The following is a 22,677-nucleotide window of genomic DNA, read 5'->3' as shown; positions in this document are numbered from 1 at the left end:
CTAATAAAGCGATAATAACTTAAGGCATAGTTGGGGGGAACGGATGATTAGTCCTATTAACAATGAAATCAGTAATTTGAACTGGAGTGAGATTCATCAAACTCTAGACAACGACGGTTTTGCAAAGCTACCCGTCCTTTTAAGTGAAGAACAGTGCAAAGAATTAATTGCTACCTATGATATTGAATCAAATTTTAGAAGTCGAATAAATATGGCAAGATATCGTTTTGGGGAGGGTGAGTATAAATATTACAATGCACCATTACCAGCTCTTATTCAAGAATTGCGTGTTTCTTTTTATCCTGAACTTGCAAAGGCTGCCAATCGTTGGCTAGAGTATTTAAAAAAATCGGCAATCTATCCAGACACGTTAGATGAATTTCTAGAACAGTGTCATGCAAAAGAGCAGGTGCGTCCAACTCCGTTAATACTTAAATACGAACAAGGTGGCTACAATTGCCTGCATCAAGATTTGTACGGAGATGTTTATTTCCCCTTCCAGGTGCTTTTTGCTTTAAATCAACGTGAACAGGATTACTCAGGTGGTGAATCCATTCTTGTCGAGCAACGACCAAGAGCTCAGAGCAGAGGGCATGTTATTACTCTCAATCAAGGTGAGGCATTAATCTTTCCGACAAACCACCGTCCTGTTGCAGGGAAGAAGGGCTATTACAAAAATACGATTCGTCATGGAGTAAATACATTAACTTCGGGTGTTCGTTATGGGTTAGGGATCATTTTTCATGATGCTAAATAATAATGGATTTCTGAGTTCTCTCTCTTCCTAGTATAGGTGTCCCCTGTATACTCTTATCCCAAATGTTAAGAGATTGCAATTATTGGATGAATCACTAAAGATTCACTCGTTTAATCAATTCCCCGTAAAGACATCATATGAGGTGAAGGGGGAATGAAAAAAATGAAAAAAATAGCAATGTCAGTCGCAGCAGCTACAATGCTTTTAGGTGGTCTTGCCGGTTGTGGAGATAATGAAGCAACAGATATGGGTGCAAATAATTATCCAGGAACTGAGTCCTTATATATGAATGGTGGTACGGGAACAGCTGGTGAAACGGGTGGAACTGCCGGTTACGGAGATGGTTCTCTAGGTGGGTCAGTTGCTGATCGCGGAACGTCTCATCATGGTACAGCTGGTCAAGGAACAGGTATGACTGGTAATGCTGGAAATACGAACGGTCATGACAGAATGACTGGGCAAAATGATAGAATGACTGGACAAGGTACAGCTAATAACGGTTCAAGAAATATGAATCAAGCTGGAACGACACAGGATCGTGTTAATTATCATGAAGATTACGACGGTGAAACAGCACAACGTACTGTTGAACAGGTTGAGGAAATCGATGGTGTTGAAGAAGCAAGAGTGATCGTCAATGATGACAATATGGTTGTCGGAATTACAGCAGATGGTGATATAGATAATGTTAGAACAGAGGTCGAACGCAGCCTTAATGAAGATGCTGATAATAAGGAAGTGTATGTAGTAACTGATAATGATGCTGTCGATCAGATTCGTACGATGGATGATGATCTTCGTCTAGGAACGGCTTTTGACGAAATTGGAGCAACATTTTCAGATATGTTAAATGATTTAGGGCAGGCGGCACAACGTCCGTTTGAACGTTCACGCTAATTCAATAACCGGACACCTTTGAGATCATTCATTCTCAAAGGTGTTTTTACTTTGTTCAAGTGCTTTTGTAAAATTTTTCTAGACATGTATGAAAGGAAATACGAAGGGGATGATAACTTAGGGAGGTGATAACAATGGCTAATAACAAAAACCGTAACAACAATAATGCTAACCGTAATACTAACAACAATGAGCTAAACGTGGACAATGCAAATACTGAGTTTGCAAATGAAAATGATGCTCAAAACTTAAATAACCGCAATAACCGCAATAACAATAATAATAATAATCAAAACAATTAATACTTAACCATTAAGGTGTCAACTTTCTAAGTTGATGCCTTTTTATTTACAGCAAAAAGAGGCCTGAACATAACTAAAGTAACTGACTGTAAATCGAACAAGCATTTATTTAGCGGATGAAATTTACATAAAACAGAGTGGAGGAACCAATGATAAACGTCACTTTTGAGTTGTTTGGAGTGGAAAATAGGAGTTAAAGGGAAATTATGGACAACCTAGACCTTTTTATGTGGGCTTAATTTTGTTTATGATTTAATAGCATGCGACACACTCCTTCATTGTCACTACAATAATTATAAGACTAAAGAGTGGTTCGAATTAGTCTTTTTTGTGATTACAATTCAATAATGAAAAACGGCTTATACCAAATTATTTCTTTTCATCTAATTATTTTATTATTCTTTTGAGCATTGTTAAGAGAAGAGAAATTACATCTGTCCTTTCAACAAAGCGGACGGGATGGGTGGGCCGACTCCTGCAGGAAATAAGGGCAATATGGAAATGCACTGGCAGAGCCAGTTAGTTCCATGCCCTCCTGTGGAAAGCGTGCCCCCCATCCCGGTAGCGTGTTCGAAGCGACTTTTTTCGGCCACTTTCTTTAAATACTAATAACCTGTCGGCCGTCTCGCTTCACGAGACTTTGTCGACAGGCTGAAGTTTGATGACATTCAACTTTTTAATATCTGAAAATTGAGCACTCTTTCAGTAACCACGTCAAGCTCGAGGAGGCCCACAGGATTCCCGCAGAAAGAATTGTATATTTCAAGAACGGTGTTCAAACACTTACTATCTTTTTTCGGGTTTTTAATCAGTTAGATAATTTTGTCCAGACCTCTTTTGCTCTTACATCTTACTTATATTTCTTTTCGCTTGATGAATTACTTTTGCTTTTATGCTTTTGCTTTTCCTCACGTTTTTCTAACTTTAGATCCTCCATCGGAATTGGATCAACATTTTGTTCGCTATCAAACTTATCGAATAAACTCTCTTTTTCAGTTGAGTATTGCTCTGGATTGTCCATGTCTTTATTACGAGTTTTTCTTTCGTTTTCTTTTGTCATAATCCTCACCTCTTATTAGTTACTTTCCTTTATTGCTAGGAAAATAAACATTAAGGTAGTATTATGTTACCTTTCGAGAGGAGAAAACCATGTTAAGATAGAGAGAACATCTAGAGGGAGGACCACGATGAAAAATAAATTACATATTTCGTTTCTTAACCTATTTATTGTATTGATTTTGGTTGCATGCGGTGTGTCTGAAGGCCAGCCAAATATGAAACCAGTGGAAAGCACTGAAGATCTTACCGAGGATTCAGTTCCTTCTGATACTGTTTCTGATGTAGAAGGAGATCTAGAAGAGGACACCGAGGAAACAGTTCAAAATACTGAAACCGCGAATGAAGAGTTTAACCTTGAACAATTAGAAGAAATGAAGGTTCACTTTATTGATGTAGGACAAGCGGATGCTACATTATTCGAATACAATGTGGCAGAAGAAGAGTATACGATTCTTTTTGATGCTGGAAATTGGAACAGAAGTGATGTTCTGCAATACTTAAAGAGCCAGCAAATTGAAGAAATTGATATATTAATAGGGTCCCATCCACACGCAGATCACATCGGTCAGTTTGATGAAATAATCAATCACTTTAATGTTGGTGAAGTGTGGTTATCTGGTGAAACAACCACTTCTCAAACCTTTCTTTCCACTCTAGAAGCGATTGAAGCAAATGAGGTAGACTATCACGAGCCTAGAGCTGGGGAAGTGTTTGATGTAGGTCCACTAGAAATTACGATCATCAATCCGGAGCATTTAACAGGTGATTTGCATGAGAGTTCGATTTCAGCAATATTCACCTATGGTGAGACGTCATTCGTATTAACTGGCGACGCAGAGGAAGAGACGGAGCAGGCGATGCTGATGAGAGGTATTTCACTTGATGCAGATGTGTTGCAGTTAGGACATCATGGATCAAATACATCGACAAGCCAAGCATTTCTCAATGCTGTCAGTCCGAAGATAGCGATTGTTTCTGCTGGTGTTGATAATCAATATGGTCATCCACATGATGAAGTGATTAACCGAGTGAAAAGTGCAGGAATCAAATTATTCTCAACGTATGTAGATGGAACGATTGTTATTAAGTCTAATGGGAAGAATCTTGATGTTTCAACAAATTATGAGGGAGATCATAAGGCCGATTCTTCTAGTTCAAAATCAGAGACTCCGAAAATGGAAGAGCAGCCTGAGCTAGACCAGGGTTCTGGCAACTGTATTGATATTAATTCAGCATCCGTTGAAGAACTACAAGCCATTGTCCATATAGGACCAGCACGTGCTGAGGAGATCGTAACATTACGTCCATTTTCGGCAGTTGATGGAATGACGAGAGTCAAAGGGATTGCAGCAGGACGATTATCAGACATTATTTCAGAAGGAAAGGCGTGTGTAAAATAATGCAAAGAAAAGTGAATGGTGTTCTTGATCGTGTAGAAGAAGGATATGGTGTTATTTTAGTTGAGGATTTAAAAAAAGAGTATCTGATTCCAATTGAACGATTACCGAACGATGTCAAAGTGGGTACCTGGTTTTTAGTTGAATTAGAGGACAATCAAGTTTCACATTTAGTGGTGAATGAGGGCAAAACAACTGAGCAAAAACAAACAGTGAACGCCCAACTAGAAAGAATTAAGAAAAAGAGTACTGGAAGCAAGTTTAAAAGAAAATAGCTCATTTTATATAAACATCGTCACTGAACGATTAAATTCCGCAATTACAAGCCAAGCCTACTATGCGAAACCTACTCATAGTAGGCTTTTAAATTTGAATGCCAGACATTTTATTTTAATTTAAAGGTGATGATTGTCACAGTTTTAGAACCTGTCCATATATTAGAATAAGAGTAACCAAAAAATCATTTGGTGAAAAGGCATCTTTATATGAAGACAGATCCCCCCGGCTACCGTTCGTTCATTGGTATCCGTTTCTTAAATAGCTTCATTTGAAGGCGTCCACATTAACGAACGGGAGTGAAATGACATGGTAAAGACATTAATAAATATGAAAGAGTATTTGAGGGACGAAATTAAACCACCATATTATGTGGTTTGGGAACAAATCGAGAACTATTGTGAGGAAACGGCAGTAACATCAACAGAAGAATATGTTAAGGTCGTGTATGGTGAAAATGAGTATAGCTCACTCATTCCAATTTGTTTATACATGGTAGAAGGACCAGGTCAAATCGATGCTGCCTTAAATCGACTTAGAGAAGAGAACAAATGTATATTTATAAATGGCTAAAGAATCCCCCGAAGTAGCTCCTGTTTCGGGGGATTCTTCATACTACTTATTACCATTCTCTTGGTTCATAATTTAAATCTCTGAACAATTGTGTTTTTTCTTTTTTTGATAAATCTCTCCACTGACCCACAGGAAGGTTACCTAAGTGGATATTCATAATTCTAGTACGCTGTAACCTAAAGACATTGTAGCCGAGTGCCTCGCACATTCGACGGATTTGACGGTTTAGTCCCTGGGTTAAAATGATTTGAAAATCATATTTGGAAAGCTGTTTGACTTCACATGGGAGTGTAACCGTATCTAAAATTTTCACACCTTCCGACATCTTCTTTAAGAAGTCTGGGGTAATTGGTTTATCAACGGAAACAATATACTCTTTCTCATGATTATTCTCAGCACGCAAAATTTCATTAACGATATCTCCATCATTGGTTAATAGAATTAAACCATCTGATTCTTTATCTAGACGCCCGATATTGAAAATACGTAAGGGGTGATTAACTAAATCAATAATATTTCCTTTGACCTTCTTTTCGGTTGTGCTAGTGATGCCGATCGGCTTATTGAGAGCGATATAGACATTGTTTCTTGCTACTCTAATGGGCTCACCATTTACGACGACATCATCACCAGGCTTTACCTGATCCCCGATCGTCGCACGTTTTCCGTTAATGAGGACCCTTCCTTCAGTTATTAATTTATCCGCACCTCTTCTTGACGATTTTCCTGCTTCACTTATGTATTTGTTAATCCTCATTGTTACGCACACCCTTAAAAAATGAATTGTCCCCTAAGAATACCGAACAACCAGTTTATTTTCAAGAAATCACTAAAAAATATGAACGACTTTGCTAATTGCAGCTTTCAAAATCTAACGTACTACTTACTTCAAGTGCTTCAATTCTTCTAGAACATCAAAAGCAAGTAATTCCTGTAAATCATCAACTAAGACGATAAAATAATCCGCTTCATAAACTGCGTCCGGATCATGAGACATATGAGCGAGATCTGATTGAAGTTGTTGAATGTCAATTGTAAACATAAGGTTACTTAACGTGCTCAGCTTTAAGACCCCAAGAGAAAGGGAAATAGTTTTTAGATCATCATGAAAGTCTTCTTGATGAAATCGTTGGAAAGGTCCTTCTATCATGTAGGCAAACGCATTATCGGTTTCGTTCGAGTGTACATAATTAGGTAATAGAACAAGCTTTGGCTGGAGTTGACCATCACTTTCTTCATAATAAACTTGGATACTCATCTGTTCACCGGCTCTCTCAAATCTAGTAATTTTATAATACCATAGGGGGATCGTACGGCAAAAATACTGAGTAGAGGTAATCTATGTTTAGGTTCCAAATTAAAAGGTTATAGACTACTAACTAACTAAGGAGGGATTAATCATGGCAAATAACAATAATGGTGTATCAGATAAGGTAAAAGGTGGCGTTAATAAAGCGAAGGGTGAAGTGAAAGATCAATTCGGTAACGCAACAGACAACGAAAAAATGCAACGTGAAGGGAAGAAAGATAAAGTAAAAGGTAATGTGCAAGAAGAGATTGGAAAAGCAAAGGATAACTAATTGATGTATTACTATTATCTATGAAGAATGTTTTTAGGAATAAAGAGACTGATGAGGAATGATTCTCGTCAGTCTCTTTTTAGTTGCGGAAGGCATTATTACAATAAGAAGAATTAACAGAGAACGTTTAGAATTAAATTTGGTCAACATTTAACTGTTGATTTGACTTAGGTACGGGCGAGAAAGATAATAATATAAAATCTAGAAAAATAAATAGGTTATAGGGTAGGGAGGCACAATGAATATCGTCCTTGTTTTTGTAGCTCTTATTTGTATTATGGCTCTTGTGATAACTTTATTTCTTACAAAATCCGAGGATACAAAATATAGTAGTAAAAAAAGTTTAAACAACCAATTAGTTTTGTATCTTGGCTTGATTCCTTTCCTAGCTGTGATCATTGTGCTGCTATGGATATTGATATAACCAAATAAAGGAGAGAAATGATGAAACAGAAGATATTGTTTTTAGACATTGACGGAACCATTTTGTTGCCTGATGATTCGATTCAAGATTCAACAAAGGAAGCCATAAAACAAGTCAAAGAAAAAGGAATTGAGGTTTTTCTTGCGACAGGACGTCCTCTTCATGAAATTATGGATATTGGAGAAGAGCTACGAATTCAATCTTTCATTGGATATAACGGAGCCTATGCCATACATCAGGGGCAGGATGTTTTTAGTGAACCTATGGATTCCAAGATGATTCAATTTTTTATAGATACAGCAGAAGAGAATGATCATGAGCTAATTATGTATACGAACAGTAAAAATGTCTATACAGGCATGGATTCAGCGAATACGAAAACATTTATTGAACATTTTCATTTGAAGCATAATGTTCATTATGAAAGCATGTATATTGCAGATATCCTCGGTGTCACTGTGATTAACCTAGGAGTGAATGATGTTGACTTATATGAACAATATAGTGGCATTCATTTGTCCCCAGTAAATATTGATGGATTTAGAGATCACGCCTTTGATGTCATTCAAGAGAAAGTAAATAAAGGGTTTGCAGTTCAGACTATTTTAGATTTATTAAAGTTTAACAAGGAAGAGGCAATTGCTTTTGGGGATGGTATTAATGATAAAGAAATGCTTCAATTAGTTGGTGAGAGTTTTGCAATGGGAAATGCTCATCCGGATTTATTTACATATGCCAAGCATAAGACAACCGCGGTAACTGATTCAGGAATTTACAATGGTTTAAAATCGCTAGGATTACTTGAATAGAGGAATGATAAACATCATAATCATTGGTCAGCTATACATAAACCACTAATGTTAGGCGACTAAAGAAGGTAATTTTCACCTTCTTTAGTCGCCTTTTATTGTCAAAGGATTAAAACCATTTTCTTCGCATAACGTATCTCCCTCTAACAGAACCTATAAATAGGAGGTGATCCAATGCAAAGTAACCAATTTGGTGTCCATGAAATTGTAGATATGAGGGAGTTGCTTAACTTTAAGGTGGCTTGTCTAAGTCAAAGTAAGGAAAGATTAGAAAAGGTAGAAAATCCTGAACTAAAAAAGTTAGTGGAGCAGAGCGTCAAGCAAGGGCAGTTAACGCTCAACGGAATGAAAGATATCCTCACGTCAGCATCTACCCAAATTAACTAAAAGGAGTAGGATAGGATGGAAAATAAATTAAACTTTAATGATCATGTGATTGCTACAGATATGCTGTTTGAATCGAAAGCAGCTGTAAAAGATCTTGCAATTGCGATTACCGAAACAACTTCTCCAGAAATTAGAACGTTCTTTCGTGAAGAGCTATTAAATTCGATCCAAGCACATGAGCAGATTTATGGCTTCTTACAGGACCGAGGAATCTATGATGCTTATAACGTACCCGAGCAGCTTCAAAAAGATATTAAGTATGCCAATCAAGCTTTACATGATTCAGATGAATAGAGCTACCTATAACTACAAATAGGAGGTGAAGGAATGAGAGAAGAACTTGGTGTCCATGAACGTTTAGAAGTACACGAGCTCATGATGTTTAAAAGCCTATGCTTAACAAAAGCGTCCGTTATGAAAGGACTTGTCACTGATGAAAGATTAAAAACGTTAATGCAACAGGATACAGAGATGCATATGAGACATCTGGAGGATTTACGTAGTCATCTATCTTAGGAGGGTTAAAAATGAATCAGCTTCTTGAAAAAATAACAGGAATGGCTCCATTAACAGATCAAGTCATTGCAACAGATATACTAATGGCAGCAAAGGCAGAAGTGAAAAATTATGCAGTAGCTATCACGGAAACAGCAACCCAAGAAGTGAGAACAACATTGATTCATCAGTTAGAAGATGCAATCAACTTTTATGAAAAAATGGCTGATTATATGATCGATAATGAATTATATTATCCACACGATATGGCCAAGCAGTTGAAGTTAGATCAGAAAACAGTTGAAACAGCCATGACGATTGGTGACTAATTAAGGTGGATTTAAAATGAAGGGACGTAGCGAAAGGGGTTCCTACATATATCAAGGTAGTTAAAGCCTTTCCTATCTTTCTTAGTACCTCTTTCATTAAAAAAATAGCAATATGACTTAGGGTATTTTCCGTATCTCAATTATTTTCATGTGCTCCCAAATCACTTTTTAAAAGCGTTTTGGATATGAATATAGGCTGGGACATACCTAAAGTGTCTAACTGAAATATCGAACAAAGCAATTGTGTAGCGGATGAAATATACGTAGACTCCTGCGGGCTACAAAAGCCAAAGGTGAGACCCCACAGGCGTAGCCGAGGAGGCTCACCGGCTTCCCGCGGAAAGCGAAGTATATTTCAGGAGCGGTGTATGTCCGCCACCCACCATTGTTCAGATTTTATTAGTTAAATTACTTTCGTTACAGCCTCTTTTTATGCATTAACTTATTGTTGGCCAACTATTATCAGTTTGTAAACAAAGCTAAACAAACAAAAAAACAGAAAACAAAGATACGAGAGAGAGGAAAGTAGTAATTAAAATAAAATTTTAGTGAAAATAGTAACAATAAATGCTGTATGATGACATTAAAATAAGCTATTTTTTTGTATATAAAAACAAACAAAAATATATACAAAAACAAACAAAGATGTTATATTTGTTTCAGAAGCAAATAAACATTCATTTGGAGGTAGCTATGGTACAGAATTTATGGAATGAAGAGAATGCACAAACGTTAACTGCTGGACTTAGTGAACTAGTATATCGTTCTAATCTAATAGGATCAGATCGTGCCGTTTGTAATTGGGGTGGCGGAAATACGTCCATGAAGACAATTGAACAAGACTTCCGTGGTCGTGATATTGAGGTTATGTGGGTTAAGGGTAGTGGATCTGATCTTGCGACAATGAAGGCGGCGAATTTCACTGGTTTAAATCTAGAAGATATTCGTCCGTTAATCGAACGTGATGAAATGCCTGATGAAGAGATGGTCGAATACCTGTCTCATTGTATGATTAATAGTAAACATCCACGTGCTTCAATCGAAACTTTGCTACACGCCTTTCTTCCATTTAAACATGTTGATCATACACATCCTGATGCTATTATTAGTATTTGCTGTGCAGATAACGGAAAAGCAATTGCTGAAGAGATTTTTGGTAACCGTTTTGTCTGGGTACCTTATGTTCGACCCGGATTCACACTCTCAAAGATGATTGCAGAAGGAGTTAGAAACAACCCAGAAGCTGACTTAGTTTTAATGGAGAAGCATGGCTTAGTCGTTTGGGGAGAGACTGCAAAGGAAAGCTATGACAAAACGATATCCGTGATTAATGAAGCAGAAGCTTATATAACTAAGAAGTTAAATGAAACCGCTATATTTGGTGGTCAAAAATATGATAGCTTGTCTGAACAAGAGCAAAAAGATGTACTAGCAAAAGTCATGCCTGTTATTCGTGGGGCTGTTAGTGACGAGAAAAAGATGCTCTTAACCTATGATAATGCTGGTAATGTACTAGAGTTTGTCAATAGTGTCGATGCACCGGAACTTTCTCAAGTTGGTGCGGCGTGTCCAGATCATCTAGTTCATACGAAAATGAAACCATTATATATTAACTGGGATCCTGCGACAAAAGATGTCAACCTATTAATTGAAGCAATTAAAGAAGGTGTTGCACGTTTCAAGGAAGAATATAGATCTTATTTTGAGAGAAATAAGAACGAGGGAGATGTCATGTTTGAACCTGCACCTCGTGTTATTCTAATACCTGGTATCGGTATGGTAAACTCAGGAAAGAATATACTTATGGCAACTGTCAGCGGTGCCCTTTATCATCGAGCGATCTCTGTTATGAAAGGTTCAACCGCACTAGGTAACTTTGTTTCACTAAATGAAAATGAATCTTATAATATTGAATATTGGCCACTTGAGCTTTATAAACTATCACTTGCCCCGGCAGAAGCAGAGTTTTCTAGAAAGGTTGCTTTTGTTACGGGAGGAGCAGGTGGGATTGGGAGTGAAACATGCCGCCAATTTGTTGAAGAAGGGGCACATGTGGTTATCGCTGATTTAAATCTTGAAGGTGCAGAAAAAGTAGCCAAAGAAATAAATGATCTGTATGGAGAAAGACGTGCAATTGCTTTAAAGATGGATGTAACGAGTGAGGAGCAAGTACAATCCGCATTTGAACAGGCAGCGCTAGCATTTGGTGGTGTGGATATCATCGTTAACAATGCCGGTCTTGCTACTTCAAGTCCAATTGAAGAAACGACATTAAAAGAATGGAACTTAAACATGAACGTGTTAGGGACAGGATATTTCTTAGTAGCACGTGAGGCCTTTAAGCAAATGAAAGAGCAAGCCATTGGTGGAAGCATGGTATTTATAGGTTCGAAAAACTCTGTCTATGCTGGTAAAAATGCGTCTGCCTATAGTTCAGTAAAAGCATTAGAAGCCCATTTGGCTAGATGTATTGCCGCTGAAGGTGGAGAGTATGGCATACGAGTGAATTCAGTACTGCCTGATGCTGTTCTTCAAGGCTCGGCAATTTGGGGCTCGAGCTGGCGTGAAGAACGAGCAGCAGCATATGGAATTCATCCAGATCAATTGGAGGAACACTATAGAAAACGTACTACTTTATTAGTCAATATCTACCCAAAAGATATTGCTGAATCGATCTTATTCTTTTCTTCATCTAAAGCAGAAAAAACAACAGGTTGTATGATTACAGTTGACGGCGGTGTACCGGCTGCTTTTACTCGGTAATATGTATAATCCTTCGTTGACCCCGTTACTATTACACTAGTAATTTGGGGTCAATGTTTTATCATTATATGAGAACGCTTACGTAAGGAGGAAGTAAATGCTAAAATACTGCCTATCCGTAGATATTGGAGCATCAAGTGGCAGACTTATACTTGGTCATGTTGAAAATCAACAATTACAAATTCAAGAAGTTCATCGATTCGAGAATAAGATGATTGAAAAAAAAGGACAATTTTGTTGGGATATTGATAGTCTATTTTCAGAAATCATTAAAGGGATTAAGAAATGTCATCAACTTGGGATCAATCCTGTAAGTATTGGAATCGATACATGGGCAGTAGATTTTGTCTTGCTTGATGAAAATGATCAGCTTCTAACAAATGCAGTGGCTTACCGCGATCCACGCACGGATGGAATGATGGAAGAGGTCACTAGTATTATTATGAAAGAACGTTTGTATTTAGAAACTGGCATCCAATTTCAAAAATTTAATACGATCTATCAGCTATATTCCTTGAAGAAACGAGATCCAGAAATATTAAAAAGGGCAAAATCATTTTTGATGATCCCTGACTATCTCCACTTTTTGCTAACAGGTGTGAAAGCAAATGAATATACAAATGCTACATCTACCCAATTAATTAATGCATTCACTAAGAAATGGGATAAAGAAATTATTGAGAAACTAGGGTTAAATTTTGAAATGTTTCAAGAAATCAAAATGCCCAAATCAAAACTAGCTCCGATAAAACAAGAACTAGTTAGGGAAATTGGATTTGAAATGGACGTTATCTTGCCTGCAACACATGACACAGGTTCAGCTGTTCTTGCAGTACCTGAATTAGCGGATACGATCTATTTAAGCTCAGGAACATGGTCCCTTATCGGTGTAGAAAATCACTTCCCTATTTGTGTGACAAAGGCACTAGATTACAATTTCACTAATGAAGGTGGTATGGACTATCAATTCCGGTTTTTAAAGAACATTATGGGATTATGGATGATTCAGGAGGTAAAAAGGAATTTCGATAATCAATATTCGTTCTCGGAATTCGTTGAACAAGCAAGGGACGAACAATTTCATTCGATTGTAGATGTAGATGATCCTAGGTTTTTGAAGCCGGTTAATATGATAAACGAAATTCAACAATATTGTCAGGAAACGAATCAACCAGTTCCAGAACGGCCCGGACAAATTGCGAAATGTGTATTTGATAGTCTAGCCAATAGTTATAAAAAAGCAATAGAAGAAATTGAAGATATTTTTGAGAAATCGTTCAATAGAATTAATGTAATTGGCGGTGGCTGTCAAAATGAATTATTAAATCAGTCTCTTGCAAATGTAACGAATAAAGAAGTGTTTGCGGGTCCAATTGAAGCGACAGCTATTGGAAATCTAGTTAGTCAATTAATTGCCGTTGATGAATTAAAAGACATACATCATGCAAGAGGGATTATTAAACAATCATTCGAAGTGAAAAAGTACGTAAGTCAATTAATCGAAAAGTAAGGAGAGGGGCAAAATGAGTAGCAATCAGTTTGAATTAGCCAAGAAGGAATATGAGCAATGGGGAATTAATGTAGAAGCTGCATTTGCCCAGTTGAAGAATATTCCGATCTCTGTTCACTGTTGGCAGGGCGATGATGTAGCGGGTTTTGAGGTGAACAAAAGTGAACTTTCTGGTGGTATTGATGTCACAGGGAACTATCCAGGAAAGGCCACGTCTCCAGAGGAATTAAGACAGGATCTAGAAAAAGCTCTTAGCCTAATCCCAGGTAAGCATCGTATTAATCTACATGCTATTTATGCAGAAACGGATGGAGAAGCGGTAGAAAGGGATCAGTTGGAGCCAAAGCATTTCGAAAAGTGGGTCGAATGGGCTAAAAAGCACAATCTTGGCTTAGATTTTAATCCAACTTTATTTTCACACGAGAAAGCAGCTGATGGTTTAACGTTATCACATCCTGATCCAAACATTAGACAATATTGGATTGACCACTGTATTGCAAGTAGGAAAATTGGTGAATATTTCGGACGTGAATTAGGGACTCCTTGCTTAACGAATATTTGGATTCCAGATGGTTATAAGGATACACCATCTGACAGACTTACTCCGAGAAAACGATTGAAGGAATCTCTTGATCAAATTTTCTCAGTCACTATTGACGAAACTTATAATCTTGATGCAGTTGAAAGTAAGCTATTCGGTATTGGATCGGAGTCCTTTGTTGTGGGTTCACATGAATTTTACTTAAGCTATGCTTTAAAAAATAACAAGCTGTGTTTACTTGATACAGGACATTACCATCCAACCGAAATGGTTTCAAATAAACTTTCAGCAATGCTTTTGTTTAATGAAAAATTAGCTCTTCATGTCTCTAGACCTGTCAGATGGGATAGTGATCATGTTGTTACTTTAGATGATGAATTAAAAGAAATAGCTTTGGAGATTGTTCGTAATGGTGCAACAGAAAAGGTGATGATTGGTTTGGATTTCTTTGACGGGAGTATTAACCGTGTGGCAGCCTGGACAATCGGAACTAGAAATATGATCAAAGCACTATTGTTTGCGATGCTAATGCCGAATGATCACCTGAGGGAACTGCAAGAAAGTGGAAACTATACAAGAAGGCTTGCACTTTTAGAAGAATTCAAAACGTACCCATTTGGAGCAATTTGGAACGAGTATTGCGAGCAGATGAATGTGCCTGTAAAAGAGCAATGGTTGAACGATGTAGAACAATATGAAAAAGAAGTGCTATTAAATAGAAAATAAACGAAGACTTGATACAGTCAGGCTTAGTACAATCATGAAGCTTGACTGTATTTTGCTACATGTTCTGATGTCCTAGCTTCAATTATTCGTTAAGGAATGATAAGATTTAAAAACAAACAAAAGTAAATCAACTAATTTAAAGATGAGATAATTATGAATAAGCATATAACATGAGGTGACGAAATGCTTGTGGCAGAAAGACATGAGAAAATTGTAGATACAGTTAATGATCGAGGGAGCATTCGAGTTTCTGAATTAAGTCAGATTTTCAAAGTAACTGAAGAAACGATCAGACGTGATTTAGAGAAGCTTGAGAAGGACGGAAAGCTTCAACGGAGTCATGGTGGAGCAGTAAGCATCAAGGATAATAACGAAGCTGAAGCGCCCTATTTCGAAAGAGAGATTACCAATGTTAATGAAAAAAAGGAAGTAGCCGCAGAAGCGATTAAATATGTTTCAATTAATGATCGAATTATCTTAGATGCAAGTACAACAGCTTGGTATATGGCTAAAAGCCTACCTGATATTTCGTTAACAGTCTTGACCAATTCTATCAAGGTAGCGGTTGAATTAGCTAATCGCGAAAAGGTAAAGGTGATAGCTGTTGGTGGGGCAATGCTTCAAAAGTCACTTTCCTTTGTCGGTCCCCAAACGACTAATGCATTAGAGTATTATCATGTAAATAAAGCATTTATCTCTTGCCATGGTATTCATGCAGAGCGAGGCATAAGTGATTCTAATGAAATGCAGGCACTTGTTAAAAAGAAAATGTTTGCTATTTCCGATCAGATTTACGTACTTGCTGATCATACTAAGTTTGGCATGCAAGCATTTTCTAGGATTGCTTCTCTTGATTCCATTGATCATATTATTACAGATTCAAAAACAAGCAATGAACAAATAAGGCCATTTCAGGATTTATCAATCAAAATCATACGTCCTTAGCTTAATTATGACAGCAATTTGAAATGGGGGATAGCAATGAAGGTATCATTATTCATTACTTGTTTAGCAGATGTATTCTACCCAGGTGTTGGCCAAGATGTCGTTGAGATTCTTGAACGAGTTGGGTGTGACGTGGATTTTCCACAAAATCAAACATGCTGTGGTCAACCTGCTTACAATAGTGGTTATCATAAAGAAACAAAAGATGTTGCGAAGCATATGATTAGGACATTTGAACATTCTGCCTATGTCATCATTCCCTCAGGATCATGTGGAGCAATGATTCATGAATACGTTCATTTATTTGAAAACGATAGTGAATGGAAAGCAAAAGCTGAATCGTTAGCGAGTAAAACATATGAGTTCACACAATTTTTGGTAGATGTGTTAGAGATTGAAGATGTGGGAGCCTTTTTCGATAAGAAGGTTACGTATCACACATCTTGTCACATGACACGACTTTTAGGTGTAAAGGATGCCCCTATGAAACTACTAAGCAATGTAAGAGGACTTAAATTTACTAGTCTGCCAAATAAAGAAACCTGTTGTGGCTTCGGAGGGACATTTTCGGTGAAAATGGTTCCGATTTCTGAGCAAATGGTGAACGAAAAAATTGATCATATTGAAGAAACAGAAGCAGAAGTATTAATCGGAGCAGACTGTGGTTGTTTGATGAATATTGGTGGGAGAATCGAGCGTCAGAACAAGTCTATCAAAGTGATGCACATCGCACAGGTCTTAAACAGCAAACAGTAAAAGGTGGTGTTTCCTTTGTCAATGAAAATTAGTAACGATGCATTTTTTGAGAGAGTCGATAAAGGCTTGAACAATGATTTCATGAGGAATGCAATGGTCTCTGCTCAAGATAGGCTCAAAGGGAGAAAACTAGATGCACAGGAGGAATTAGGTAACTGGGAGGATTGGCGCACACTTTCTGAAGAAATCCGCCAACATACACTAGAAAACCTAGATTATTACCTTGATCAACTTTCTGAAAATGTGCTTAAAAAAGGTGGTCATGTCTTTTTTGCCCAAACTGCTGAAGAAGCAAATGAGTATATCTCAACAATTGCAAAACAAAAAAACGCAAAGAAGATTATCAAATCAAAATCAATGGTGACAGAAGAAATCAGCTTAAATGAAGCACTTGAGGGAGTCGGCTGTGAAGTGATTGAATCTGATTTAGGTGAATATATCCTCCAAATTGACGATCATGATCCACCTTCTCATATTGTCGCACCGGCTCTTCACAAAAATAAAGAACAAATTCGTGATACGTTCATAGAGAAAAAAGGCTATACGAAATCCTCAAAGCCGGAGGAACTTGCTTTATTTGCAAGGGAACAATTAAGAAAAGAATTTTTAACGGCTGATATTGGAATAACTGGCTGTAATTTTGCAGTTGCAGAATCTGGTGCAATCTCACTTGTTACGAATGAAGGGAATGCAAGGCTTGCAACAACTCTTCCTAAAACGCAAATTACGGTTATGGGGATGGAACGGGTTGTTCCAACATGGGAGGAACTCGACATTTTAGTAAGTATGCTTTGCCGAAGTGCTGTTGGGCAAAAGCTCACAAGCTATATTACTGGTTTAACTGGACCAAAACAAGCGGAAGATGTTGATGGGCCGGATGAATTCCATCTTGTGATTGTTGATAATGGACGTTCAAATATACTTGGAACAGAGTTTCAATCTGTATTACAATGCATTCGCTGTGCAGCCTGTATTAACGTTTGTCCAATCTATCGTCATGTTGGTGGACATTCATATGGATCAATTTATCCAGGGCCTATTGGAGCAGTTCTTTCTCCATTATTAGGAGGCTATGACGATTACAAGGAATTACCCTATGCATCTAGCCTATGTGGGGCATGTACAGAAGCTTGTCCGGTAAAGATTCCATTGCATGATTTGTTAGTAAAACATCGCCGCAATATTGTTGAAGAGCAAGGGAAAGCAGGATTCGGAGAAAAGCTTGCAATGAAAGGATTTTCTTTAGCTGCTAGTTCCCCAAAACTTTATAATATCGGATCAAAAGCTGCACCTTCAATGATGGGTCCACTTGCTAAGGACGGGAAAATCACAAAGGGGCCAGGACCGATTAAACCATGGACTGATATAAGAGATTTTCCAGAACCAAACAAAGAGAGCTTTAGGCAATGGTTTAAAAAACGTGGCAAGGAGGGAGAGAAGTAATGACAATAGGCTCAATTCAAAACAAAGAACGCTTCTTAAATCAAATTGCGAAGAATTTAGGACGAGAACGTCGAACCTCAACTGTCATTCGACCGAACTGGAAGCACCGACCTCAACATGATGTTTTTAAGGGCTATAGTCAAGAACAGCTAGTCGAGGTATTAATCAAGCAATGTAGCAATATTCACACTGAAGTAGAAATGGTGACAACAGATTCATTGGTTGACGTATTAGCGTCAATTGTCACTACCTTAAAGGCTAAATCAATTGTTAGCTGGGATGATCCTCGCTTTCAGGAGTACGGTCTAAGTGATTATTATGATCAGGCTATTAAAGAAGGAATCGATGTCCATATTTGGGATCCTGGAATTAAAGAAGAAAATATCACTCTCGCTGAGAAGGCTGATATCGGAATCACATTTTCGGATATGACCTTAGCTGAATCGGGCACAGTCGTTTTATTTAGTGATAAGGGGAAGGGAAGATCCGTAAGCCTACTTCCGACTTACTATATTGCAATTATTCCTAAGAGTACGATTGTGCCAAGAATGACTCAAGCAACTAGTTATATACATCAAATGCAGCAGGAGTCTGGAAGTGTCCCTCCTTGTATTAATTTCATTTCAGGTCCTAGTAATAGTGCAGATATTGAAATGAATTTAGTCGTCGGTGTACACGGACCAATTAAAGCCTACTATATTATTGTTGAAGATAAATGAGATACGTAAGTAGAAAGGATGATGCTTCGAATCCGCTAACGGGATGGGGGGCAAGGTTTCGACTAAACTTATACAAAAATGTTTTCGACCGCACGGCATAAAAACTATTAAACAAATGTAGCCTTTGAGAAAACAGTTCTCAAAGGTGTTTTTGTGTATCGTATTCTATTTAAAGTTTCTATAAAAAGCCACACTCCTTAAATTACAGTCTAAAAGAATTCATCTACTTCTTTTAATTAATTATTTTAATTTGGTAAAAGTCGGAACTAGGTAGTGCCATAAATGGTAAAATGGGAGCTGTTTAGACACTAGGACAAATGCAGGAGGAGACAATTGGATGACGTTAGGCTTTTTCTCATAGAAGTAAAAAAAATGATTAGCTTAGACCAGAAGCGGTTTATTAAGAGAAAACAGTATAATGCACCTGGTAAGTCCTATTATAATTATCTAGAAGCATTGCTTGATATTGGTCTTACAACTCCTGCTGAAGTGTGGAATTACATTCTTGATCTTACGCCAGCTGACTATTTCTCTGGACCTGATCAAGATCGAAATGGAGAGAATGGTTTTAACCTATGGACATTCAAAACAGAAATCAATGAAGTAAATACATACATCAAACTGAAAATAGATGAACGAGGATGTGTTTGTCTTTCGTTTCACAAAGATTGGCTACAAGAAATGTCAGGCAAGGAGACGAAAGATAATGGAAATGCATTTATATTGTGAATACTGTCAGAAAGATGTCGAGAAGAAAATTTATGAAAAAGTAGAGAGATATCATTTTAAGGGTGAAACATTTCAATTAGCGGCAAATATTACCATTTGTTCAAAATGTGGATCAGAATTAGCTGATGAGCATGTTGATGAACAGACTATGAAACGCTTAACAGAGCTGTACATGGAGAGAATCAATTTATCTTTTGCTGCAATTAAGCAAATTAGAGTTCAATTAGGACTCTCTATAGAAGTATTTTCAAAGCTACTTGGTTGCAGTGAAGGGATGATTACTAAGTATGAATCTGGAAAAAGTATACCTACAAATGAACATGTACTACTATTCAAAAAAATAAAAAGTCATCCAGAAACAATATTTGATTTAGTTGAACAATCCAAAGAGACTTTTTCAAATGATGAGAAAGTAATCATTCAATCTCATCTCAGACAAGTCCAATCACAACAGTCGAGGCCAGATTATTTAGAAATGATCAAGAAAAATTTCCGGCCAGAAAAGACAATTGAAACAGGATTCAAAGAATTTTCACTAGAGAAGATTACCCAAATGATTCTATACTTTGCACAAGAAGGAATAAATAAAACTGTATTGCTTAAGTTATTATTTTATGCAGACTTTCTTCACTTCAAGCACGTTTCAGTATCAATAACAGGTCTTTCTTACGTGAAGTATCCTCATGGACCAGTGCCTAATAAATTTAACCTATTACTCGAATCCTTGAATGAATGTGGATATATATCTATGACTGAGGAAAGTTTGGATGAGTATGTTCGAATGATTATTGAATCAAAGAATATACCAGAGCTACTCATTTTTAACGAGGTGGAAAATGACATCCTGACTAGGGTGAGAGCCCATTTTAGAGGATTTTCTTCAAAAAAGATCAGCGAGTTTTCTCATGAAGAGGAAGCCTGGAAGCAACCACAGATCCATCAGAAAATATCGTATGAATATGCTAAGTATTTAAGTATTGAATAGGTCATATTTATTTTTAAAGAACAATGCTAGTAAAGAAGGAATAAGTACAAGAACATACATATTTTAACTAGTCAGCATTATACGTAAATTCATTTAGATTTAAATGACGCTTTTTTTATAAAAAAATTATTTTTTTGCAAAATTGTAGTGAATAATTGTACGTACAAGTATATAATGAAATTATGTACGAAAAAGGAGGTTTACATATGTTAGAACAGTTAAAGCAAGAAGTGTTAGAGGCAAATCTGGCTCTCCCGAAATATGGGTTAGTTACTTTTACTTGGGGAAATGTTAGTGGGATTGATCGAGAAAAGGAACTTGTTGTTATTAAGCCAAGTGGGGTTGAGTATGATCAGCTTTCTAGGGACGATATGGTTGTAGTGAATTTTGAAGGTGAGGTTGTTGAAGGTTCCTTAAAACCATCATCTGATACTCCTACCCACATTGCTCTCTACAAAGCATTTAGTGATATTGGAGGAATTGTTCATACTCATTCACCGTGGGCAACAAGCTGGGCTCAAGCAGGAAAAGCAATCCCTGCATTCGGTACGACTCATGCTGATTATTTCTATGGTGACATTCCATGTACACGACAAATGACTGAGCAAGAAATTAAAGGAGCGTACGAGCTTGAAACAGGTCATGTTATCGCTGAGACGTTTCAAGAAATGAATCCTAATGCGATACCCGGTGTATTAGTTCATGCACATGCTCCATTCGCATGGGGGAAGGATCCGAATAACGCGGTTCATAATGCTGTTGTGTTAGAGGAAGTGGCAAAAATGGCTTCACGCACATTAGTCCTTCAGCCTAATGCCCAATCGATGGATCAGCATTTGCTTGATCGTCACTTTTTAAGAAAGCATGGGGCGAATGCCTATTATGGACAAAAGTAAAGGATAATGATAGGTTAAATTCTTAATTGAAGGTGTGTATTAGCGATTGCTAATTTCCACAGGATCAACCGAACCAGAGGCGATTTACCGAGTTATTTCTTAGGCCGCTGAAAAAGGTGGATATTTCCCTGATCAGTGGTCTTCCTTTTTTGCTTCTTTTAATTGTTGTTATAAAGGGCTTTTGCTCATAGATTAACCCATATGATAACATAGAGGAATAGAGTGAATGAGAATAGAGGTCTTACTATGACAAAATACCAAATGGTTAAACAAGCAATAAAATCAAAAATCCTTAATGGGACCTATCTCCCAAATGAAAAAATCAGCTCTGAGAATAGTTTAATGAAGGAGTATGGGGTAAGTCGGCACACCATTCGTATGGCGATAGGAGAGCTAGTCAACGAGGGCTGGCTATATCGTGAACAAGGGGCAGGTACATTTTGTTCAGACCGTCTCCAGACGGAAGCCGCACCACAAAAACAATCAAAGACGATTGCGATCATCACTACCTATATTTCTAATTATATTTTCCCTTCAATTATTCGGGGAGCCGAATCTTATTTAAGTGATCAGGGATATCAAGTGAGCATTTTCAGTACGAATAACGATATTGAAAGTGAAAAACGCATTCTTGAAACGATCCTGTCACAGCATGTTGATGGAATCATTATTGAACCTACGAAAAGTGCATACTCTAATCCAAATATTAATTATTATTTAAATCTTGAACGGACGAATATCCCTTATATTATGATCAATGCCTTTTATGATGAATTGGAGCCATTGTGCTTAGTAGTTGATGATGAAAAAGGTGGCTTTCTTCAGACTGAGCATCTAATCAAGCAAGGGCATAAAAAGATCATTGGCTTCTTCAAAACCGATGATGCTCAAGGTGTTAAACGGATGAAGGGCTATATTAAAGCGCATCGAGCAAATCAAATTACGATTGACCCGAATTATATTGTTACGTACCAATCAGAAGAAAAAGAAACGAAGCCATTAGCAGAACTAGAAAGACTTCTCACAAATGAACAAAGCATTGCAACAGGAATTGTCTGTTATAACGATGAGCTGGCAATCAAGCTGCTAGATGTATTGAGGGAGAAAAACTTGCATGTACCGAATGATATATCAATGGTATCATTTGATGACTCTTTTTTGGCTGTCGTTTCTGAAGTGAAGCTAACTACAATACGTCACCCTCAGAATCAAATGGGTGAAGATGCAGCTAAAATGATGGTGGAATTAGTTGAAGAAAAGCATGCGAATAAAAAGAAAGATATTGTTTTGAACTCTGTTACTTATGAGCCTGAACTTATAATTAGGCAATCTACAAAGCATCAAGGTGTTCCTGAAACAAACTAAAAGATAGATAGACA

Annotated in this window: 26 protein-coding genes; 23 read left to right on the top strand and 3 right to left on the bottom strand. The window is 37.3% G+C overall.

What is annotated here, in order from left to right; translation table 11 throughout:
- Positions 1 to 43: 43 nt before the first annotated feature.
- From J7W16_RS13975 to J7W16_RS13965, 3 genes are all read left to right on the top strand, one after another.
- Positions 44 to 757, top strand: coding sequence for a 2OG-Fe(II) oxygenase (locus J7W16_RS13975; RefSeq protein WP_210597936.1), 714 nt, complete (start codon positions 44 to 46; stop codon positions 755 to 757).
- Positions 758 to 919: 162 nt separating this feature from the next.
- Positions 920 to 1,654 (top strand): YhcN/YlaJ family sporulation lipoprotein, encoded by a 735-nt coding sequence (locus J7W16_RS13970; protein WP_210597935.1) that lies wholly within the window; start codon positions 920 to 922, stop codon positions 1,652 to 1,654.
- Between the two features lie 134 nt (positions 1,655 to 1,788).
- Positions 1,789 to 1,956 carry a hypothetical protein gene (locus tag J7W16_RS13965; protein WP_210597934.1) on the top strand — a complete coding sequence of 56 codons (168 nt, stop codon included), beginning with the start codon at positions 1,789 to 1,791 and terminating at the stop codon, positions 1,954 to 1,956.
- Between the two features lie 850 nt (positions 1,957 to 2,806).
- Here the strand turns inward: J7W16_RS13965 and J7W16_RS13960 are convergent.
- Positions 2,807 to 3,016, bottom strand: a complete 210-nt coding sequence (locus J7W16_RS13960) for a hypothetical protein (protein WP_210597933.1) — start codon at positions 3,014 to 3,016, stop codon at positions 2,807 to 2,809.
- Between the two features lie 127 nt (positions 3,017 to 3,143).
- On the opposite strand from J7W16_RS13960, the gene J7W16_RS13955 reads away from it, so the two are divergent.
- The 3 genes from J7W16_RS13955 to J7W16_RS13945 all read left to right on the top strand — a co-directional run bounded on the left by J7W16_RS13955 (position 3,144) and on the right by J7W16_RS13945 (position 5,261).
- A complete protein-coding gene (locus tag J7W16_RS13955; RefSeq protein ID WP_246880008.1) occupies positions 3,144 to 4,415 on the top strand; it encodes an MBL fold metallo-hydrolase in 1,272 nt (423 codons plus the stop codon).
- Complete coding sequence (locus tag J7W16_RS13950) at positions 4,415 to 4,687, top strand: DUF3006 domain-containing protein (RefSeq protein ID WP_210597932.1); 273 nt, start codon at positions 4,415 to 4,417, stop codon at positions 4,685 to 4,687. Before J7W16_RS13955 ends, J7W16_RS13950 begins: the two co-directional genes overlap by 1 nt.
- Positions 4,688 to 4,997: 310 nt before the next feature.
- The gene (locus J7W16_RS13945; RefSeq protein ID WP_210597931.1) at positions 4,998 to 5,261 is read left to right on the top strand and encodes a hypothetical protein; all 264 of its coding nucleotides are present in this window, start codon (positions 4,998 to 5,000) and stop codon (positions 5,259 to 5,261) included.
- 49 nt (positions 5,262 to 5,310) lie between these two features.
- Here J7W16_RS13945 and rluF read toward each other — a convergent pair whose 3' ends face one another.
- Both rluF and J7W16_RS13935 read right to left on the bottom strand, forming a co-directional pair.
- The gene (rluF, locus tag J7W16_RS13940; RefSeq protein WP_210597930.1) at positions 5,311 to 6,018 is read right to left on the bottom strand and encodes a 23S rRNA pseudouridine(2604) synthase RluF; all 708 of its coding nucleotides are present in this window, start codon (positions 6,016 to 6,018) and stop codon (positions 5,311 to 5,313) included.
- A gap of 126 nt (positions 6,019 to 6,144) precedes the next feature.
- Complete coding sequence (locus J7W16_RS13935) at positions 6,145 to 6,519, bottom strand: hypothetical protein (RefSeq protein WP_210597929.1); 375 nt, start codon at positions 6,517 to 6,519, stop codon at positions 6,145 to 6,147.
- A gap of 142 nt (positions 6,520 to 6,661) precedes the next feature.
- On the opposite strand from J7W16_RS13935, the gene J7W16_RS13930 reads away from it, so the two are divergent.
- The 17 genes from J7W16_RS13930 to J7W16_RS13850 all read left to right on the top strand — a co-directional run bounded on the left by J7W16_RS13930 (position 6,662) and on the right by J7W16_RS13850 (position 22,663).
- The gene (locus tag J7W16_RS13930; RefSeq protein WP_210597928.1) at positions 6,662 to 6,841 is read left to right on the top strand and encodes a CsbD family protein; all 180 of its coding nucleotides are present in this window, start codon (positions 6,662 to 6,664) and stop codon (positions 6,839 to 6,841) included.
- Positions 6,842 to 7,285: 444 nt separating this feature from the next.
- Entirely contained in the window at positions 7,286 to 8,074 is a 789-nt protein-coding gene (locus J7W16_RS13925; protein ID WP_346726934.1) for an HAD family hydrolase, read from the top strand.
- Positions 8,075 to 8,248: 174 nt separating this feature from the next.
- Positions 8,249 to 8,461 carry a hypothetical protein gene (locus J7W16_RS13920; protein ID WP_210597926.1) on the top strand — a complete coding sequence of 71 codons (213 nt, stop codon included), beginning with the start codon at positions 8,249 to 8,251 and terminating at the stop codon, positions 8,459 to 8,461.
- Between the two features lie 15 nt (positions 8,462 to 8,476).
- Positions 8,477 to 8,755, top strand: coding sequence for a spore coat protein (locus J7W16_RS13915; protein WP_210597925.1), 279 nt, complete (start codon positions 8,477 to 8,479; stop codon positions 8,753 to 8,755).
- A gap of 33 nt (positions 8,756 to 8,788) precedes the next feature.
- Positions 8,789 to 8,977: a hypothetical protein gene (locus tag J7W16_RS13910; protein ID WP_210597924.1), complete on the top strand. Its 189-nt coding sequence runs from the start codon at positions 8,789 to 8,791 to the stop codon at positions 8,975 to 8,977.
- A gap of 11 nt (positions 8,978 to 8,988) precedes the next feature.
- Positions 8,989 to 9,285 (top strand): spore coat protein, encoded by a 297-nt coding sequence (locus tag J7W16_RS13905; RefSeq protein ID WP_210597923.1) that lies wholly within the window; start codon positions 8,989 to 8,991, stop codon positions 9,283 to 9,285.
- A gap of 693 nt (positions 9,286 to 9,978) precedes the next feature.
- Entirely contained in the window at positions 9,979 to 12,048 is a 2,070-nt protein-coding gene (locus J7W16_RS13900; RefSeq protein ID WP_210597922.1) for a bifunctional aldolase/short-chain dehydrogenase, read from the top strand.
- Positions 12,049 to 12,145: 97 nt separating this feature from the next.
- Complete coding sequence (gene rhaB, locus J7W16_RS13895; protein WP_210597921.1) at positions 12,146 to 13,558, top strand: rhamnulokinase; 1,413 nt, start codon at positions 12,146 to 12,148, stop codon at positions 13,556 to 13,558.
- Positions 13,559 to 13,571: 13 nt separating this feature from the next.
- Positions 13,572 to 14,825, top strand: a complete 1,254-nt coding sequence (rhaA, locus tag J7W16_RS13890; protein ID WP_210597920.1) for an L-rhamnose isomerase — start codon at positions 13,572 to 13,574, stop codon at positions 14,823 to 14,825.
- Between the two features lie 183 nt (positions 14,826 to 15,008).
- Entirely contained in the window at positions 15,009 to 15,770 is a 762-nt protein-coding gene (locus tag J7W16_RS13885) for a DeoR/GlpR family DNA-binding transcription regulator (protein ID WP_210597919.1), read from the top strand.
- A 36-nt stretch (positions 15,771 to 15,806) separates the two neighbouring features.
- A complete protein-coding gene (locus J7W16_RS13880) occupies positions 15,807 to 16,526 on the top strand; it encodes a (Fe-S)-binding protein (protein WP_210597918.1) in 720 nt (239 codons plus the stop codon).
- A 15-nt stretch (positions 16,527 to 16,541) separates the two neighbouring features.
- Positions 16,542 to 17,969: a LutB/LldF family L-lactate oxidation iron-sulfur protein gene (locus tag J7W16_RS13875; RefSeq protein ID WP_210597917.1), complete on the top strand. Its 1,428-nt coding sequence runs from the start codon at positions 16,542 to 16,544 to the stop codon at positions 17,967 to 17,969.
- On the top strand, positions 17,969 to 18,688 hold the full coding sequence (locus tag J7W16_RS13870) for a LutC/YkgG family protein (RefSeq protein ID WP_210597916.1): 720 nt from the start codon (positions 17,969 to 17,971) through the stop codon (positions 18,686 to 18,688). Before J7W16_RS13875 ends, J7W16_RS13870 begins: the two co-directional genes overlap by 1 nt.
- 333 nt (positions 18,689 to 19,021) lie before the next feature.
- Entirely contained in the window at positions 19,022 to 19,417 is a 396-nt protein-coding gene (locus tag J7W16_RS13865) for a type II toxin-antitoxin system MqsR family toxin (RefSeq protein ID WP_210597915.1), read from the top strand.
- Positions 19,395 to 20,402: a type II TA system antitoxin MqsA family protein gene (locus J7W16_RS13860; protein ID WP_210597914.1), complete on the top strand. Its 1,008-nt coding sequence runs from the start codon at positions 19,395 to 19,397 to the stop codon at positions 20,400 to 20,402. Before J7W16_RS13865 ends, J7W16_RS13860 begins: the two co-directional genes overlap by 23 nt.
- Before the next feature lie 206 nt (positions 20,403 to 20,608).
- Positions 20,609 to 21,298 carry an L-ribulose-5-phosphate 4-epimerase gene (gene araD / locus J7W16_RS13855; RefSeq protein ID WP_210597913.1) on the top strand — a complete coding sequence of 230 codons (690 nt, stop codon included), beginning with the start codon at positions 20,609 to 20,611 and terminating at the stop codon, positions 21,296 to 21,298.
- A 246-nt stretch (positions 21,299 to 21,544) separates the two neighbouring features.
- Positions 21,545 to 22,663 carry a GntR family transcriptional regulator gene (locus J7W16_RS13850; protein ID WP_210597912.1) on the top strand — a complete coding sequence of 373 codons (1,119 nt, stop codon included), beginning with the start codon at positions 21,545 to 21,547 and terminating at the stop codon, positions 22,661 to 22,663.
- Positions 22,664 to 22,677 lie beyond the last annotated feature (14 nt).

It is taken from the genome of Halalkalibacter suaedae (genome assembly GCF_017939705.1).
GTDB classification, from domain to species: domain Bacteria; phylum Bacillota; class Bacilli; order Bacillales; family Bacillaceae_D; genus Halalkalibacter; species Halalkalibacter suaedae.
This window is presented reverse-complemented; position numbering and strand designations above follow the sequence as displayed.